The sequence below is a fragment of the Philodulcilactobacillus myokonensis genome, from assembly GCF_027923585.1.
Lineage (GTDB): Bacteria > Bacillota > Bacilli > Lactobacillales > Lactobacillaceae > Philodulcilactobacillus > Philodulcilactobacillus myokonensis.
The window spans coordinates 57211-74729 of the sequence record NZ_BRPL01000002.1 but is presented as its reverse complement, the minus strand read 5'-3'; the positions used below and the strand labels follow the sequence as shown (position 1 = coordinate 74729).

The window sequence follows — 17519 nt, the reverse complement described above, 5'->3', positions numbered from 1 at the left end:
AGTATGAATACTTCTATGATATAAAATATCAGTGTCTAATTTAATATGATAAAGTAGTGAAAGTGCTTTATTACGTAGAACGTTTACGTGGTATTGCGCTTTTTTTAATACCATGAGAATTTTATACGAAAGGAAGAATCGAATTGGAAACAACTCAATTTGATACGATTGCTGCCATTTCAACCCCACCTGGTGAAGGTGGCATTTCAATTGTCCGAATTAGTGGTGAATATGCATTCAAAGTGATTAAGAAGATTTACCGTGGTAAAAATCTTGATAAGGTTGCTTCTGATACCATTAACTATGGCCATATCATTGATCCTAAAGATCATAATAGTGAAGTCGATGAAGTGATGGTTTCAATTATGCGGGCTCCTAAAACTTACACGCGTGAAGACGTTGTTGAAATTAACTGTCATGGCGGTTTAGTGATTACCAACCGGATCTTACAAATCGTCTTAAGTAATGGCGCTCGCATGGCACACCCCGGTGAATTCACCGAACGCGCCTTTCTAAACGGCCGGATTGATTTATCACAATCAGAAGCCGTCATGGATTTGATTGAAGCCAAGACTGACCAATCAATGAAGGCCGCCTTAAACCAATTGGATGGAAATTTATCCCATTTAATTAAAAATTTAAGGCATCAAATCCTGAAAGTATTGGCTAACGTTGAAGTGAACATTGATTATCCTGAATACGATGATGCTGAAACGATGACGACTAAAATGCTTTTAAGTAAAGCTAGAGAAGTTAAGGCCAGTATCCAACAACTATTGAAGACTGCTAAACAAGGGAAAATTTTGAGAAATGGTTTAGCAACTTCAATTGTGGGAAGACCAAATGTTGGAAAATCAAGTTTGCTAAATAACTTGTTGCATGAAGATAAAGCGATTGTTACTAATATTCCAGGGACTACCCGTGACGTTTTAGAAGAATACGTTAACGTTCGTGGTGTTCCGCTGAAATTAATTGATACCGCTGGAATTCGCGATGCTAAGAACCAGATTGAAAAAATGGGTGTTGACCGTTCTAAGAAATCGATTAAAAGTTCCGATTTAGTCCTATTGGTCTTGAATGCCAGTGAACCATTGACCGATGAAGATATGAAGTTGATCAAATTAACTGATCATTCCAAACGAATTGTAATTTTAAACAAGACCGATTTACCAATTAAAGTTGATGTTGATAAAATTAAGCAATTAGTTGGTGAAAAGGACTTAATTACAACCGCTGCCATTAAGTCGAATGGAACGGAAAAATTAGAGAATAAAATTGCTAACCTATTCTTTGATCAAGGAATAGAAAGTACCCAGAATAACGTTATGGTTACAAATGCTCGTCACGTTAGTTTGTTACACAAAGCTAGTGATGCTTTAGATGATGTTATGAAGGGAATTCACGAAGGGATGCCCGTTGATTTGGTTCAAATCGATATGAAACGTTGCTGGAAATACCTTGGTGAAATCACTGGTGATACCTACACTGGGGAACTACTAGACCAATTATTTAGTCAATTCTGTTTAGGAAAATAATCTGAAACATATCAAATTGTTTCACGTGAAACATTATTGGAGGAATTGTTTTTCATGAGTGAAAATATAAGTGAAGTGAAAAAGCGCTACCGCGGCGAAGACTACGATGTTATCGTTGTTGGTGCTGGTCATGCCGGTTCAGAAGCGGCATTGGCTGCTGCTCGGATGGGTAATCGGACGCTGCTTTTAACCATTAATTTAGACATGGTTGCTTTTATGCCATGTAACCCATCCGTTGGTGGACCTGCAAAGGGAACCGTCGTTAGAGAAGTTGATGCCCTTGGCGGCGAAATGGGTCATAATATTGATAAAACCTACATTCAAATGCGAATGTTGAATACCGGGAAGGGCCCCGCAGTCCGAGCATTACGTGCTCAAGCTGATAAACATGCCTACCATCGTCAAATGAAGTTAACAATTGAAAACACACCGAATTTAACCCTTCGACAGGGAATTGTTGATGATTTAATCGTTGAAGATGGCGTTTGCAAAGGGGTTGTGACTAATACCGGTGCTGAATACCATGCTAAAGCCGTGGTTGTCTGTGCTGGTACCGCTGCCCGTGGTAAGATTTTAATCGGTGAATTACAGTATTCATCCGGTCCGAACAATTCAATTCCCGCAATGGAATTAACGAAGAATTTGAAGGATTACGGCTTCCACCTTCGTCGTTTTAAGACGGGAACCCCGCCACGAGTAAACGGCAATACGATTGATTATGATCAAACCAAGGAGCAGCCAGGTGATAAGACTCCCCATGCCTTTAGTTTTGATACCAAAGACAGTGACTATTTAGACGTTAAAAAGCAACTATCATGCTGGTTAACGTATACCAATCAAAAGACCCATGATTTAATTTTGAATAACTTGGATCGAACCCCAATGTATAATGGTGAAATTCAAGGGGTCGGCCCCCGTTACTGCCCATCGATCGAAGATAAAGTGGTTCGATTTGCTGATAAGGATCATCATCAAATCTTCTTAGAACCTGAAGGCCGTGACACTAGCGAATACTACGTTGATGAACTATCAACTTCAATGCCGGAAGAAATCCAACAGAAAATGGTGCATACCATTAAGGGATTGCAACACGCTAAAATGATGCGTCCTGGTTACGCCATTGAATATGATGTTATTGATCCATACCAATTAAAACCAACGTTTGAAACGAAGATTCTTAAGAATTTGTTTACTGCTGGTCAGACCAACGGAACTTCTGGTTACGAAGAAGCTGCTGGCCAAGGAATTTATGCTGGAATCAATGCCGGATTGCGGGCTCAAGGCAAACCTGGCATTGTTCTTAAAAGAAATGAAGCGTACATTGGTGTCTTAGCTGATGATTTAGTCACTAAAGGAACCAATGAACCTTACAGGTTATTGACAAGCCGTGCTGAATATCGACTTTTACTCAGAACCGATAACGCCGACTTACGTTTAACACCGATTGGTCGTAAAGTGGGTCTAATTTCTGATGAACGCTGGGCTCGTTTCCAAGCTAAACGAAAGGCAATCGAAGACGAAGTTAAGCGCCTTAATAGCGTCAGAGTGAAACCGGGTAAAGAGGTCAATGACTTCATTCAAAAACATGGCGATAAACCATTAAAAGATGGTGTGTTAGCTTCTGTCTTCTTAAGAAGGCCCTACGTTACCTACCGGACTTTGATTAAATTCATTCCGGCCGCACCAAAACCATTAGGGAGCCATGTGATTGAAGAAGTTGAAATTCGCACTAAGTACTCTGGTTACATTAAAAAAGCTGAACAGGGTGTTAAACGCTTAAAGAAGCTAGAAGCCAAGAAGATTCCAGAAGATATCGATTATGAAGATGTTAAAGAAATTGCGACTGAAGCTCGCCAGAAATTGGAAAAAATCAGACCAAGAACTATTGCCCAGGCTTCTCGAATTAGTGGCGTTAACCCATCTGATTTAGCAGTCTTAAGTGTCTACATTCAACGTGGTAAAATCGCTAAAACTGATGATTAATTGAACTTCAACAATTAATTTATATTTATGCTAAAATTGATTTAGTCGATTTACTTACCGACATGAAATTATAAATTGATTTAAGGAGCCAAAAAATTGAATAATGAATACAATGATGGTGCTGGACACAAACTGTTAAGCTTCCTTGTTAATTGGATTATCCCAATCGCAGTCGGTTTATTTTTAGCCTTTCTATGCGAAAGGTTTTTAGTTACAACCGTTAATGTTGATGGGGATTCAATGCAACCTAATTTAGAAAACAGTGAACGGGTCATGGTCTGGCGTCAATCCAAGATTAAACATGCGAGCGTGATTGTTTTTGATGCTCATGGTGAAGATCCAGAAGCAACGAAACCGAATACTGATTACGTTAAGCGTGTCATTGGGATGCCTGGCGATACAGTTAGTTTTAAGAATAATCAATTGTATGTCAACGGCAAAACCTTTAATGACAGCTTTATTAATGAAGATCAAAGAACAAAGGGAACTGGAATTACCCCATCACAAGAAAATGGCGACTGGGACATTCATTCTTTAGCTGCCCATTGGGGTAAAGATACCAAGTCATTTAAAGTTCCCAAAGGTAAATACTTCGTTTTAGGTGATCACCGCAGTATTTCAAACGATAGTCGATACTGGGGCTTTGTTCCGAAGAATAAAGTTTTAGGGGTGGTCAAGACCTTTGCCTGGAGCACTGATAATCAAAAGCGTCATAATGTGAATGCATTATCTTATTAATATAAAAAATAAAATCCACTGGCATTTTTGCCAGTGGATTTTTTGGATCAAAATTTAATTTGTTGCTTGCCTTTAACATTTTCAAGATAATTATTTCCCCATTTTTCCATTGAACGAATGATGGGACGCATGCTTTCTCCCAATGGACTTAAACTATATTCAACGTGTGGGGGAACTTCTGGAAAGACCTTTCTGTTTAAAATGCCATCCCTTTCCATCTCATGTAAATTTTGGGATAACATTTTGGAACTGATGCCCACGACGGATTTTTTTAAAAATCCAAATCGTTTCGGTCCCTTTAAAATATCTCTTAATATTAAAATCTTCCATTTATTATCGATTAAATTCATGGTGGTGGCAACCGGACATTGTTTTTTCATAATTTTTTTCTCCTTACATAAATCCTGATTTGACTACAAATGCTACTTTTTAGTAACTTAGGTTACCACAAAGTGCCTACTTACGAGCTTCATTTTTACATGATACTATGAATTCATCATATAAGTAAGGGAGATATACATTATGTCAGAAGTTATCACAGTTATTGGCGGAGGAGCCGCCGGAAGTAGTATTATTAATAGTTTAAAAGGTGCTCATTTCAATGTAAAAGTTGGTTTAAGATCACCCGAAAAAATGGATAATGCAGTTTCAATTGAAAGTGCCATCAAAGATAGTGGCCAAGTAATTATTTTGGCATTACCATACGATACTTCATTGAAAATCGTTGCTGATCATAAAGCTGACCTTAAAAATAAAACCATCATTGATATGATGAATCCAATTAAGGCAGACATGAGTGGTGTTCAAACATTTAATGGTCAATCCGGTGCCGAAAACTTACAAAGTGAATTACCAGATAGCCACATCGTTGAGACCTTTAATCATGTAGATGCACCAGTATTAGGCAATCCGAAGGGTGCATTTCAATTTGTAGTTAGTGATGATAAAGATGCTTTGTCCCATGTAACTAAGATTGCTAATCAGATGGGATTCGATTCTCAACCGATTAATGATCTAAGCCGAACAGCAGAAGTTGAAAACTTCGCTTTTCTTTGGATCTATTACTCAGTTGTTGCTAACAAGAAGGCTGATGCTTTCTTAAAATTACAGTAAATAAATCGTTTAAATCAAAACAATTCACAGCAAGTGTGAGAACATAAAAAATGAACCTCTAAATTATTTAGAGGTTCATTTTTTTTTATTTTTTAAAATATATTATCATTTATTAATTGATTCAACTTTATATCTTAACCATGCAACATTGTTCTTTCCTTTAACATCTTGTAGATGAAAATTAACTGGTCGGTTGGTAGATATTCCAGGCTTAGATTGGAATAGAGAAGGCGTATCCTGACTTCCATCAGCAGATGGCATAATCATAATACTGACTTCATCACATAGTCCTTGTTGAACTAATGACCAGTTTAGAACACCACCACCGCCTAACATCATTTTATTTACTTTAAATAATGATTTTATTTTCTTTAATGCAATCGATAAATCTAGTTTCTGGTTTCCAGCAATAATGTAAGAAATGTTTTGATCTCTTAAAAATTGCTTGTAAGGATTACTTGTTTTTTCTGTAATTATTTCTAAAACATTCATTTTAATGTTGCCATAATTAATCTGATTAGATTGCCAATCCAATTTACCGTGTGGATCAATTGAAATATAAAACGGATTAGGTTCAGTGTTAGCTACAAAATCTCCTTGTGGTACATTTTTGACATTTTGATTTAATTGTGGCTTTTTATAATGGGTGATATTTTTCTCTGTTGTTAGACGGCCACACATAATGCCTTGATGATCATAATAATATCCGTTCGGGAGAAATGCTTCCGCATAAAATGATTTTCTAGCATCACTTTTTTTTACAGAGTCTGCTGATTGGTATGGGCCTGATATTTTTCCATCAATTGATGGTGCCATGTAACAAAAAACATATGGACGATCCATGTTTATTGCTCCTTTCATTTTTATATTTAGTAATGATTAATTTAATTAATCATTATACTGACATTTTATATTTGGGTATTTAAATTTTGAACATCAGTATATGCCAAAAAAATATCTTTTAACGCCAAAACAATATTATTTATTGATATTCCCCTTTTTGTAATCGCTAATTGTATTGCCAGTCCATGAAGAAAAAGCACGTAAAAATGAATTTAATTCTTGGTAACCCAGTAGAAAAGCGACATCGTAAGTGGACATGTCAGTATTTCTTAGATAATTTTCAGCTAATAATTTTCTAGTATGATTCAATTGTTCACGAAATGATGTTTTTTCATTCTTTAATTCTCTTTGCAAAGTTCTTTTGCTGATATTTAATTCATTAGCAACATTTTCAATTAAATATTGACCACTTGGCAGCAGCTTTACAAGAGCGTTCTGAACATTAGCAGCACAACTATTGTCGGTATTAAAGTTATTTAATTGTTTCTTTAAAACGGGTTTAAAGAAATCTAGCATGCTTTGATTGTAACTAATAAATGGTTTCTTCAAATCTTGATAGTTAAAATTAATTTGATTGGGAGCACCGTTTATAATTTTGCATTTAACATATTCAGAAAATTTATCATCAAATGAAAAATTAGAAGTGATACTTTGGGGAATAATTTCTTTATTAGTAGCTGATCTTATTATATGAATAACAAAAATCATTTCAATTTCCAATAAAAACTTTGGGATTATAAGAGTATTATTACTAGGTAATATTTTTAAATTTACTTCATAATTATTTTGATTAATTTCATATTTAATCGGTGCAATTAAACGTTTATATTGTGCAATCCGATTTATAAATGCAATTCCATCTTTACTGCAATATGATGCAAAAATTGACGGTGAGAATGTTTTAACATTATTATCAGTAGCTAATTTAATTGGTAAGTTAGGATTATTAATTTGGTTTCCAATTAACTTCATAAACCGATAATAATCACGTTCATTAATAGACGGATATTTTCGATTAAAGAAGTCAAAAGGTAAATTCATTTGTTTTAATACTTTATGAATATCTAGACTGGATGATTGAAAATATTTAAGATACTGTCCATCTAAAATGTAATTTTTCATTTTACAAGCTCCTATATTTAAGACATATGCATCATCATAAAATCAAATAATGGGGTTGGTAAAATTGAATGCAATAATATTCCAGATTTTGAACCAAATCCCATTACGTATCTGGTTCTGGGATGATTAGAATTCATTGCTTTAAGAATTCTTTTAGATACTACCATTGGATTAGAAAGCATTTTACTATTGTATTGTTTATCCATCCCCTTACCAGCTTTTAATGCTGCTTCTTGATAGGGTGTATTTTGGGATGATTTGATTAAATGATTGGCAGCAATATGACCCCAATTTGTTTTGATACCACCTGGTTCAATTAATGATACTTTGATGCCAAATGGTTTAGTTTCCATTCTGATAGCATCACTTAATGCTTCGACCGAATATTTACTTGCATGGTACCAACCACCGAAATAACTAACGACACGTCCACCGATAGAAGAAATATTAATGATTTTGCCTGAATGTTCTTTTCTCATATATGGTAAAACCATTTTGATGATTCTGATCATTCCAAATACATTTACTTCCATCTGTTTTTTAGCTTCACTGATACTAACGTTTTCAATCGCTCCATACGATCCATAACCTGCATTATTAACCAATCCATAAATACTGTGTTCCTTAGCAATAATTGTATTAATAGCATTCTTGACTGATTCACTTTGAGTTACATCTAATTTTAGTGGTCTAACGCCAAATTTCTTTAATGGCTTAATTTTTTCGACCCTTCTAGCTCCTCCATAAACTTTATAACCATTTCGAGATAAAACTTTAGCGGTCTGATAACCGATGCCACTACTTGCTCCGGTTATTAAAACAACTTTATTTTTCATGTTTTTGTTAGCTCCTTTGTCATTGATTAATTCTGTTTATATTTTATATCTTGATTTTAAATTTAATAACATCAATTTACGCCAATCAATTATCATTTTATGACATTTTTTGACTTAAACATTTTAATTTTTGTATCAATCCAAATATTTAAGATATAATGTGATTAATTCAAAAATATGAGGAGAATATGCATGAATAATCAATCTAAACCATCAAATGGAAGTCTTTGGTCGATTGTAAAAAACTGGGTGGTTCCAATTGCAATTGGCGTTATCATCGCGCTTTTGTGTGAACAATTTCTGGTGACGACAGCAGATGTTGACGGTGATTCGATGCAACCGAATTTAGAGAACCGTGAAAAATTAATGGTTTGGCGGCAAGCCAAAATCAAACATTTAAGTGTCGTTGTATTTGATGCTCACGGCGAAAGCCCGGACGCTAGTCAACCGCATACATACTACGTCAAGCGAGTCATTGGGATGCCTGGTGATACTGTCAGTTTTAAAAATAATCAGGTCTACGTGAATGGTAAACAGATTAATCAAAACTTCATTAGTCCGTACCAACGCTCAACGAAGGGAACCGGTTATATTAATTCAATCTCACCGCAAGCCATTTCTCACTGGAGCTTGCCATCGTTAGCAGTGCACTGGAATCAAGACACCCAATCGATTAAGGTGCCGAAGGGGAAGTACTTTGTCATGGGTGATCACCGCCGTGTTTCATTCGATAGTCGTTACTGGGGCTTCGTTCCCAAAAATAAGATTTTGGGCGTTGCGAAAACCTTTGCTTGGAGCACTAATCAGCAGAAACGACACAATGTAAACTCCATTTCATATTAATCGTGATTTAAAACTAAAGGGATTTGTCAGTGATTTAAACTGACAGATCCTTTTTTATTTATTTTGATTCAATTTAAAAATTGCTTTAGATAGTGTGACCGCAAGCTGGCCTGGATCTTTGGGATGCTTCTCCATGAGCCATCGTTTGGCCACGTTGAAATAGCCACCAATCACGAAATCTAAAACAGCAACAATTTGATCCCGGTTACCATGAATGTGCCATGGCATGTTGAAGTGATCGTATATAAATAACATTTCCGACGTCTTTGGAATGAACAGCGATAAAAATAAATCTTGCTGAATCAAAATTCGCATCCGGTCTCTGTGTTCCCATAGAAAACCAAAAACGGTATTGATGATTAAATTGTATGAAAGCTTTTTTGATGCTTTAATCTTAGTCTTAATAATTTCAAAATACTGATTCCATATTTGTTCACGGTAATTCAATAATAAAGTATTTTTATCTTTAAAATAACGGTAGAATGTCCGCCTTGATAATTGGGCATGGTTAGTAATCATCGTCACTGTAATATCTTGGTACGGCTTTTCTTCCATTAATTCAAATAGGGAGTCAGTCAACCATTTCTTAGACATTTGAACCATCCGGTCTTTTCCATTCATATCCATTCTTCTTTCATGCACAATGATTGAATTTTGTAGCACTTGTGCGGATTTAATTGTTTTAATTTTTAAACCTCATTATACTCAAAATATATTAATTCACAAGTGTGCAACTTCAGCGCACATGCGTAATTAAAACTCATTAATGCTAAAAGGAGCGATGAAGATGAAGAAAAAATTTATTATTCCAGTTTTGATGCTGGGGACACTGCTTTGTATGATGGACGTTTCCGTCATGACGATTCTACTTCCGGAAATTCAGGGAGCATTTAACCAAAGTTTAGATAACTTATCGTGGACAATTAATGTCTACACGATTGTGTTCGCCACGTTGATTATTCCATTTGGTCGCTTGGCTGAAAAAGTCGGCCAGGATAAATTCGTTTTTGCTGGATTGATTGTTTTTGGAATTGGATCTTTGCTTTCCGGTTCTTCCACCAACTTACCATTCATGCTGTTTGCTAGATTCATCCAAAGTGTTGGTGCGGCGGCCATTATTCCGACCAGTATGGTGATCGGGATTTCTCAGGCTAATCAGAAGAACCGAAACAAGGTGGTGGCTGCATTAGCCGGTGCCCAAGGTTTGGCAGTTGCATTAGGACCCAGTATGGGTGGATTTGTTGCTCAATACTGGAGTTGGAAGTGGGTCTTTTGGATTAACGTTCCGTTGGTAATCTTAGATTTAGCCATCTTTGCCATGATCCTACCGCTGACCCACGAAAAGACCAATCCAGTTAAGATTGATTACATTGGTTCACTGTTAAGTATGATTATGCTCTTCTCGCTTTCACTCGGTTTGGTCCGTGGTAACGATTGGGACTGGCATTCAACCACTATCGTTTCATTATTTGTCGTTGCAATCGTTTCATTTATATTCTTCATTATTTTTGAGACAAAATCGAAGCATCCGATGATTGATATGAAACTATTCAAGAGTCGGAATTTTGATGGAGCTGGAATTAGTCTGATTGTAGCCCAATACCTATTAGGTGGACTGGTCGCTTTGATTCCGACGTTCTTGACCCGGGTTCAAGGGATGAGTGAATTAGATGCCGCTTTGATGATTACGCCATATTCAATTTCAGTCATGCTTTCTGTCATTATCTTTTCACTCTTAGTTAGGAAAATTAATAATAAACTATTGATTGGCGCCGGTTTAATTATTATTGCAATTAGTTATTACATGATGGCCAATTTGAATTTAGACCAGAATTATAATCAGTTAATCATTGGTGATATTGTTCTAGGAGTCGGTTACGGGATGATTGTCTCCACTTCCAATATCCTTGCCGTGTCTGATTTCAAAGGCAGTTTGCTCACTGAATCGCAAAGCGTTGCGAATGTTTTTCGCCAGGTCGGGTTGGTCTTAGCAATTGCCATTTTCATGACGATTCTTTCCGGAAATATTAAGACAGCCAAACAGAATACTTTGAATTATGGTCAGAATCAAGTAGAAAATATGAATTTGGCAAGCAATGTGAAGCATAAAATCAATCACAAATTAGAAGACAAATTGAACCCGAACAGCACGAAGGTCAATAACGTTAACCATCAGGTTCAGATGAGTAAAATTCACGTTTCACAATCAGCAATTGACCGTAAGATCAACCTGATTTATAATCAGAAATTGGCTTTGCTTTCAAAGAAGACTGGAATTCCAGTTGCTCAAATTCCAACCCCAGTTAAAACTAAATTGGCATCGACAATTGACCAAAAAGTTAATCAAGCAGTCAGACAAAAGGTTAATCGGACCCAACACGATGCTGATCACCTCGTTTCAAAAGTTAAACACCATGCCAAAACACAAATGAAACACGCCTTCTTGAATGTCTACCAGGTTATGATCTGGGTTCCCATTATTTCACTACTGGTTGTTCCAATCTTTAAGTTTAGAAAGAAAAGGAATCGGGTTCGTAAAAATTTAAAAGTTAAAGCCATGGATTAATATTTATTCAATAGTAGTTGACAATCATAGGGATGACCGATTAAATAGAATTATTAAGGGGTGGAAATTATGAATCACAAACAATTCCTCATTATTCTATCGGTTGCCATCGTGTCATTCCTTGGAACGGTTGATATGAGTATCGTTAACACGGCGTTGCCACAAATCTCAAAGAGTCTGGCAATTCCGATGAACCAGGCAGAGTGGATTTCATCCGCTTACCTGGTTTTGATTTGCATGTCGTTAATTTTGTTCGGTAAATTGGGGGATCAATTCAGTAAACCGAAAATCTTTCAAATTGGAACGTTGCTTTTTACGCTTAGCTCCCTTGTTTGCGGGCTCAGTCCGAATTTAATCGTGTTGTTGATTGCCCGTTGCCTTCAGGGACTTGGCGCTTCAATGACCATGGCAACGAACCTTGGCATTATTACTGAATCGGTACCATTTAGCGTTCGTGGCCGGGCATTAGGCATTAACACGACGATTGGCCAGCTTGGCTACATTGCCGGACCAGCAGTTGCTGGTTTAATTCTATCGATTGCCAACTGGAACTGGATCTTCCTTTTTAACGTGCCAATTGGGATTGCGGCCTTTATCTTTGGCGAGTTCGTCTACCAAAAGGATTCATCAAAACGACCGCTGAAGGTTAAAATTGACTACGCTGGTTTTACCGTCTTAGCCGTTTTAATCGGAATTTTCTTCGTTGCCATTTTCACCGGTCAAGAGGTTGGCTTTGCTAATCCAGCGGTGATTGCAGCGTTAATTGTGACCGCAATTTTAATTGCCATCTTTATCCGGATTGAAATGAAGGTTAAAAACCCAATTTTAGATCTATCGTTGTTTAAAAATCCGGGCTTTTCAATTAGCATCATTGCGCTGATGTTTATGTATATCATTATTTACTTCAATAATGTTTTGCTGCCGTTCTATATTCAGGATAATTTGAAATTCTCACCATCGAATACCGGTTTAATCATGAGTATTCTACCGGTTGTGAACGTCTTTACCGCTTATTTAGGTGGAGTCTTGAGTGATAAATATGGGGCGGTTCCAATGTCATTGCGGGCTTCGATTATCTTTGTTGCGGCCGAAGTCATTTTTGCCATCGTCCAGCCAGGATGGTCACTATGGGTCTTACTATTCGGCTTCGTTGTCTTCGCGACCGCCAATGGTTTGTTTCAAAATAATCCAATGGTCATGGAAAACGCCAGCAAGGATCAGCAGGGAATTGCTGGCTCTGTCCTTGCATTGAGCCGGAACATCGGTTTCTCAATCGGATTATCACTATCAACGTCACTGCTGTACACCGGGATGAGCTTTAAAGCCCACCGCCAGTTGACGACCTACCCATTCGGCCATGACCAGTGGTTTCTGTTCGGAATGCACTTCACGTACTGGATTGGTGCGCTGATTATGTTGTCGGTGATGGGGATGCTGACGTGGTTGATGCATCATAAGAAACAGATTAGTTTGGATGAATAAGATGAACAAAAATATAATCATTTTAATTATAATTGGTGGAATCATTGGATCCATTTCTGAATCAATATGTTTGGCTTTTGAAAACCAAATTAGTGGTAACTTAAGTAGTGCCATCACTTTTACGGTTGTTATACTATATACCGTGTTTGTCATTAGATATTTAAAGAAAAGAAGCTAATTGACTTAGCTTCTTTTTTACATAAGCATTTAATTTGTTAAATTATAATGATAAGATTAAAATAATATTAAAACGTATTTTTACAGAGGTGGATTAAATGAGTGCTAAAAAATCACAATTAACTAAGGCTGATTTAGAAGCATTAGAACAAAAGTACCAAGCACAACCTCAAAATAGTGTTATTTCCCATGCCGTTATGGAAAATGGCATTAATAAGGTTGCTTATGATCCAAACGAAAAACAACGTTTGAACCGTGTCTTTTCAGATGAAATTAAAACTGGCAACGTCAGTGATCAAAAACGGAGTGGCAGATGCTGGTTATTTGCCGCTTTGAACGTTATAAGACACCACGTTGCTAAAAAATATAATATTAAAAACTTCGAATTGTCACAAAGCTACTTATTTTTCTGGGACCGTGTCGAACGAGCCAATTTTTATTTTGACCGGATTTTAAAGACGGCTGACAGACCAACTGATGACCGTGAACTATCATACTTCTTAGAACTACCTGATGATGATGGTGGTGAATGGGCAATGGCAATCGGCTTGATTCAAAAATATGGTGTGATGCCAACCAGTGCTTTTCCAGAAAGTTACGTTGCTGATCATACTTCCGATTTCGGTGCGACTTTAGAATTAAAGTTACGTCGCGATGGCATCGTTTTAAGAAAGATGGTCAAGAACCACGCTTCCGATGATGAAATCAAACAGACGAGACATCAAATGCTTTCCGAAGTTTACCGGATGTCTGCTTACGCCTTTGGGGTTCCACCAAAGAAATTCGATTTTGAATACCGTGATGATAAGAACAAGTACCACGTTGACCGTGGTCTAACACCCAAATTATTCTATGAAAAGTACATTGATATTGATTTGGACGATTACGTCGTTTTGAGTAACTATCCTGATAAAAAGATGGGTCAATTGTACGCTAGTCCTGACGATGACAACGTTGTCGGTGGCGCACCCATTCAATTTTTGAACCTACCGATGAAGGATCTTAAGAGAACCGCCATCAAACAAATTCAAAAGGGTGAAGGCGTTTGGTTCGGTAACGACGTTGAACAACAGATGGCTCAAAAGGATGGCTATTTAGATGCTAACTTATACCGTCGTTCTGACTTATTTGATGTTGATTTGAAGATGTCTAAAAAGGATCGTTTTGAAATCCATGAAGCGACTGAATCCCATGCCATGACCTTTACTGGTGTTGATATCGTTGATAACCAACCCACTAAGTGGAAGGTTGAAAACAGTTGGGGCGGCAAAGTCGGTGAAAATGGCTACTTCATTATGACCGATGACTGGATGAACGATTATGTTTATCAAGTGGTCGTTAGAAAAGAATACTTAACTAAAAAACAGCAGGCATTATTAACTCAAAAGCCAGTTAACCTAATGCCTTGGGAATAATAAATCATTCATAAAACGGGAGTGAAATATTAATGAGTAAGGATAATTCAGAATTAACTGCGGATGAATTACAATCTTTGAACGATGATTTGAAGAAACAACCGCAAGCAAAGGTGTTATCACGTGCCATTATGAATAATGGGATCAACGCGGTTGCTAAGAATCCGGATGCTAAGAAATTAAACCATACCTTCTCAGTTGAAGTTAAGACTGGTAAGGTTTCAAACCAAAAACATAGTGGTCGCTGCTGGCTATTTGCACTATTGAATACTTTGAAGCACCAGGTTGCTAAAAAAACGAATTTAAAGGACTTTGAGCTTTCACAAAACTACCTTTTCTTCTGGGATAAGATTGAACGAGCTAACATCTTTTACGATCGCATGATTGCTTTAGCTGGCCGACCGACGAATGACCGTCGTGTCTCATTCTACTTAGCAATGCCCGGTGGTGATGGTGGCCAATGGGCCATGGCAGCCGCATTGGTACAAAAGTATGGTGTGATGCCCAAGAGTGCCTTTCCAGAAACCGCCATTACTAATAATACGACTGATTTTGATGAAGTCATGAACCTTAAGCTACACCGTGATGGCCTTCGTTTAAGAAAAATGGTTCAAAACCACGCTTCTGACGATGAAATTGTAGCAGCTAGAAAACAGATGCTATCAGAAGTTTACCGCATCACCGCCTATTCATTTGGCGTGCCATCAAAGGAATTTGATTTTGAATACCGTGATGACAAGAAGAAGTATCATTTAGACCGCCATTTAACACCCAAACAATTTTACGATAAATACGTTGGCGTTGATTTAGATGACTATGTGGTTGCTACGAATTCACCTGATAAGAAGATGAACCAGTTGTACAGCTTACCAAGTCAAAACAACGTTGTGGGCGGTAAAGGCATCGAACTATTGAACTTACCAATGTCGACTTTAAAGAAAGCTGCCATCCAACAGTTGAAGGACGGCGAAGGTGTCTGGTTCGGTAACGACGTCTTACAGCAAATGAGCCGTAAAGACGGAATTTTAGACGCTAAATTATACCAACGGGCTAAACTGTTTAACGTTAAATTAAATATGACGAAGGCTGAACGCCTTGCCTATCATGAAGCTGAAGTCTCCCATGCGATGACTTTCACCGGGGTCGATTTGATTGACCAGAAACCTTCAAAATGGAAGGTTGAAAACAGCTGGGGCGATAAAATCGCCGATAAAGGTTACTTCGTGATGACCGATGACTGGATGGATAACTTTGTCTACGAAGTCGTTGTTCACAAGAAGTACTTGACCGCTGCTCAACAAAAATTGACTGAACAAACGCCGGTTGAATTGAAGCCGTGGGATTCATTAGAATAAAAAATAATTTATAAACCAAAAGAATGATAATCCACTTGATTATCATTCTTTTTTTAGACTCATTTTAAATTAATTTGTCGTTTGACATTGATTATCTTATAATAGGGCATGGAACCAATGTAAAGAGGTGATTGAGATGTTCTTATGGGCACATTTAATTGCAGGAATCCTATTACTATTGGTTGTTATTTTAGCACTTGCCAAGAAAGACAATAAAATTGCACCATACATGATTGCAGCCCGCATGCTTTATATCTTCATGATTTTAGATGGTTTTCGTGTCTTAGTACCGGCAATTCAACGGAATATCACATTGTCATTTATTAAAATCATCGCTGCCATCGGTACAATTGCTTTAATCGAATTTGCCTTAGTTAGCAAAGCCAAAGGTAAGTTAACAACTAATCGAGTTTTAGCTGCCATTGGTGGTTTAGCCGTTGTCTTCGTCCTTGGCTTTATCTTAGCTCAGGGTCGTCCATTTATCGGTGCATAATAAAAAGTCGCTATGAATTAGCTTATTCAATGGTTAATTCATGGCGATTTTTTGGTTTTCTGATTAAACTGAAATATAATATAAGTAAGAGATTCAATTGAAAGAGGGAATTGACATGTACTTATGGATTCATTTAATCGCAGCAGTTCTATTATTGCTCGTTGTGATGTTTGCATTAACGAAGAAGGATAATCATATTACACCATACGTGATTACTGCTCGAATTTTGTATGTCGTCATGATTTTAGATGGCTTAAAGATTTTGATCCCAGCCATTTCAAGAAACATTCCGCTATCAATCGTGAAGGTGGTCTTTGCAATTGGCTTGATTGGAATCATTGAAATGATGTTTGCCAGCAAGATGAAGAATCAGCTGAATTCTAAGAAAGTATGGCTGACGTTAGGCAGCTTTGTTGTTGTCTTCATCCTTGGTTTTATGTTAGCTCAGGGCAGACCGTTTATTTAAAAAAATCAAAATAAAAGGCAAATTATCGTTTTAGATGGCGATAATTTGTCTTTTATTATAGCTGAAAATCCCTTTATTCAGATAAATATTTTTCCTTTGTTAATAATAATATACTTGATAGCAAAGTTATTATTAACATATTAATGCTGGCATTATTCATGAAATATAGAATTAATAATAATACAAATATTGTTGTTGTTAAAATGACATACCAATTAAATTTAATGTTAGTAATGTAAATAAGTAAAAATTGGATTAATAATGCAATCTCTAAAATGATTTCAATGGATATTAAAACCAATAGTTGTCCACTGGGGTTATAAAAATAGGAAGATGAGTTAAACAAGATTCCAAATAAAATTAATGTTATTAGGGGTATGTTCAATATTGTTATTAAAATTGAATTTCCAATTGATAAAATTTTCATAAAATAATTTCCACCTAAAATAATTATGATTTTGTAATGTCGACATTACTAATTTTAAATAATATTATAAGATATGATAAGCTGATTAATAAAGGAGGGTCGGATTATCGCTCTTTTATTAGGAA

17 protein-coding genes are annotated in these 17519 nt (G+C 36.6%); 12 read left to right on the top strand and 5 right to left on the bottom strand.

Features of this window, described 5'->3' with window-relative positions; genetic code table 11:
• Positions 1-137: 137 nt before the first annotated feature.
• The 3 genes from mnmE to lepB (WR164_RS00355) all read left to right on the top strand — a co-directional run bounded on the left by mnmE (position 138) and on the right by lepB (WR164_RS00355) (position 4256).
• A complete protein-coding gene (mnmE, locus tag WR164_RS00365) occupies positions 138-1535 on the top strand; it encodes a tRNA uridine-5-carboxymethylaminomethyl(34) synthesis GTPase MnmE (protein WP_286136860.1) in 1398 nt (465 codons plus the stop codon).
• A 66-nt stretch (positions 1536-1601) separates the two neighbouring features.
• Positions 1602-3518: a tRNA uridine-5-carboxymethylaminomethyl(34) synthesis enzyme MnmG gene (gene mnmG, locus WR164_RS00360; RefSeq protein WP_286136859.1), complete on the top strand. Its 1917-nt coding sequence runs from the start codon at positions 1602-1604 to the stop codon at positions 3516-3518.
• A gap of 96 nt (positions 3519-3614) precedes the next feature.
• Positions 3615-4256 carry a signal peptidase I gene (lepB, locus tag WR164_RS00355; RefSeq protein WP_286135555.1) on the top strand — a complete coding sequence of 214 codons (642 nt, stop codon included), beginning with the start codon at positions 3615-3617 and terminating at the stop codon, positions 4254-4256.
• A 47-nt stretch (positions 4257-4303) separates the two neighbouring features.
• Here lepB (WR164_RS00355) and WR164_RS00350 read toward each other — a convergent pair whose 3' ends face one another.
• Positions 4304-4636 (bottom strand): winged helix-turn-helix transcriptional regulator, encoded by a 333-nt coding sequence (locus WR164_RS00350; protein ID WP_373876886.1) that lies wholly within the window; start codon positions 4634-4636, stop codon positions 4304-4306.
• A 142-nt stretch (positions 4637-4778) separates the two neighbouring features.
• On the opposite strand from WR164_RS00350, the gene WR164_RS00345 reads away from it, so the two are divergent.
• Positions 4779-5369, top strand: a complete 591-nt coding sequence (locus tag WR164_RS00345; protein WP_286135554.1) for an NADPH-dependent F420 reductase — start codon at positions 4779-4781, stop codon at positions 5367-5369.
• Positions 5370-5474: 105 nt separating this feature from the next.
• On the opposite strand, the gene WR164_RS00340 is transcribed toward WR164_RS00345, so the two are convergent.
• The 3 genes from WR164_RS00340 to WR164_RS00330 form a co-directional block, all read right to left on the bottom strand.
• Positions 5475-6212, bottom strand: coding sequence for a dihydrofolate reductase family protein (locus tag WR164_RS00340; RefSeq protein WP_286135553.1), 738 nt, complete (start codon positions 6210-6212; stop codon positions 5475-5477).
• A 135-nt stretch (positions 6213-6347) separates the two neighbouring features.
• Positions 6348-7334 (bottom strand): helix-turn-helix domain-containing protein, encoded by a 987-nt coding sequence (locus WR164_RS00335; protein WP_286135552.1) that lies wholly within the window; start codon positions 7332-7334, stop codon positions 6348-6350.
• 17 nt (positions 7335-7351) lie between these two features.
• The gene (locus WR164_RS00330) at positions 7352-8170 is read right to left on the bottom strand and encodes an oxidoreductase (protein ID WP_286135551.1); all 819 of its coding nucleotides are present in this window, start codon (positions 8168-8170) and stop codon (positions 7352-7354) included.
• A gap of 192 nt (positions 8171-8362) precedes the next feature.
• Between WR164_RS00330 and lepB (WR164_RS00325) the strand changes: the two genes are divergently transcribed.
• Positions 8363-9013 (top strand): signal peptidase I, encoded by a 651-nt coding sequence (gene lepB / locus WR164_RS00325; RefSeq protein ID WP_286135549.1) that lies wholly within the window; start codon positions 8363-8365, stop codon positions 9011-9013.
• 54 nt (positions 9014-9067) lie between these two features.
• Here lepB (WR164_RS00325) and WR164_RS00320 read toward each other — a convergent pair whose 3' ends face one another.
• Positions 9068-9640 (bottom strand): TetR/AcrR family transcriptional regulator, encoded by a 573-nt coding sequence (locus WR164_RS00320; RefSeq protein ID WP_286135548.1) that lies wholly within the window; start codon positions 9638-9640, stop codon positions 9068-9070.
• A 160-nt stretch (positions 9641-9800) separates the two neighbouring features.
• On the opposite strand from WR164_RS00320, the gene WR164_RS00315 reads away from it, so the two are divergent.
• The 7 genes from WR164_RS00315 (at position 9801) to WR164_RS00285 (ending at position 16967) form a co-directional block, all read left to right on the top strand.
• Positions 9801-11579, top strand: a complete 1779-nt coding sequence (locus WR164_RS00315) for an MFS transporter (protein WP_286135547.1) — start codon at positions 9801-9803, stop codon at positions 11577-11579.
• A 69-nt stretch (positions 11580-11648) separates the two neighbouring features.
• On the top strand, positions 11649-13061 hold the full coding sequence (locus WR164_RS00310) for an MFS transporter (RefSeq protein WP_286135545.1): 1413 nt from the start codon (positions 11649-11651) through the stop codon (positions 13059-13061).
• Position 13062: 1 nt separating this feature from the next.
• A complete protein-coding gene (locus tag WR164_RS00305) occupies positions 13063-13239 on the top strand; it encodes a hypothetical protein (protein WP_286135544.1) in 177 nt (58 codons plus the stop codon).
• A 97-nt stretch (positions 13240-13336) separates the two neighbouring features.
• Positions 13337-14653 carry a C1 family peptidase gene (locus WR164_RS00300; RefSeq protein ID WP_286135543.1) on the top strand — a complete coding sequence of 439 codons (1317 nt, stop codon included), beginning with the start codon at positions 13337-13339 and terminating at the stop codon, positions 14651-14653.
• A 32-nt stretch (positions 14654-14685) separates the two neighbouring features.
• Positions 14686-16008 carry a C1 family peptidase gene (locus WR164_RS00295; protein WP_286135542.1) on the top strand — a complete coding sequence of 441 codons (1323 nt, stop codon included), beginning with the start codon at positions 14686-14688 and terminating at the stop codon, positions 16006-16008.
• 136 nt (positions 16009-16144) lie between these two features.
• Positions 16145-16501 carry a DUF1516 family protein gene (locus WR164_RS00290; protein WP_286135541.1) on the top strand — a complete coding sequence of 119 codons (357 nt, stop codon included), beginning with the start codon at positions 16145-16147 and terminating at the stop codon, positions 16499-16501.
• Between the two features lie 97 nt (positions 16502-16598).
• Complete coding sequence (locus tag WR164_RS00285) at positions 16599-16967, top strand: DUF1516 family protein (RefSeq protein WP_286135540.1); 369 nt, start codon at positions 16599-16601, stop codon at positions 16965-16967.
• The last annotated feature ends 552 nt before the right edge of the window (positions 16968-17519 follow it).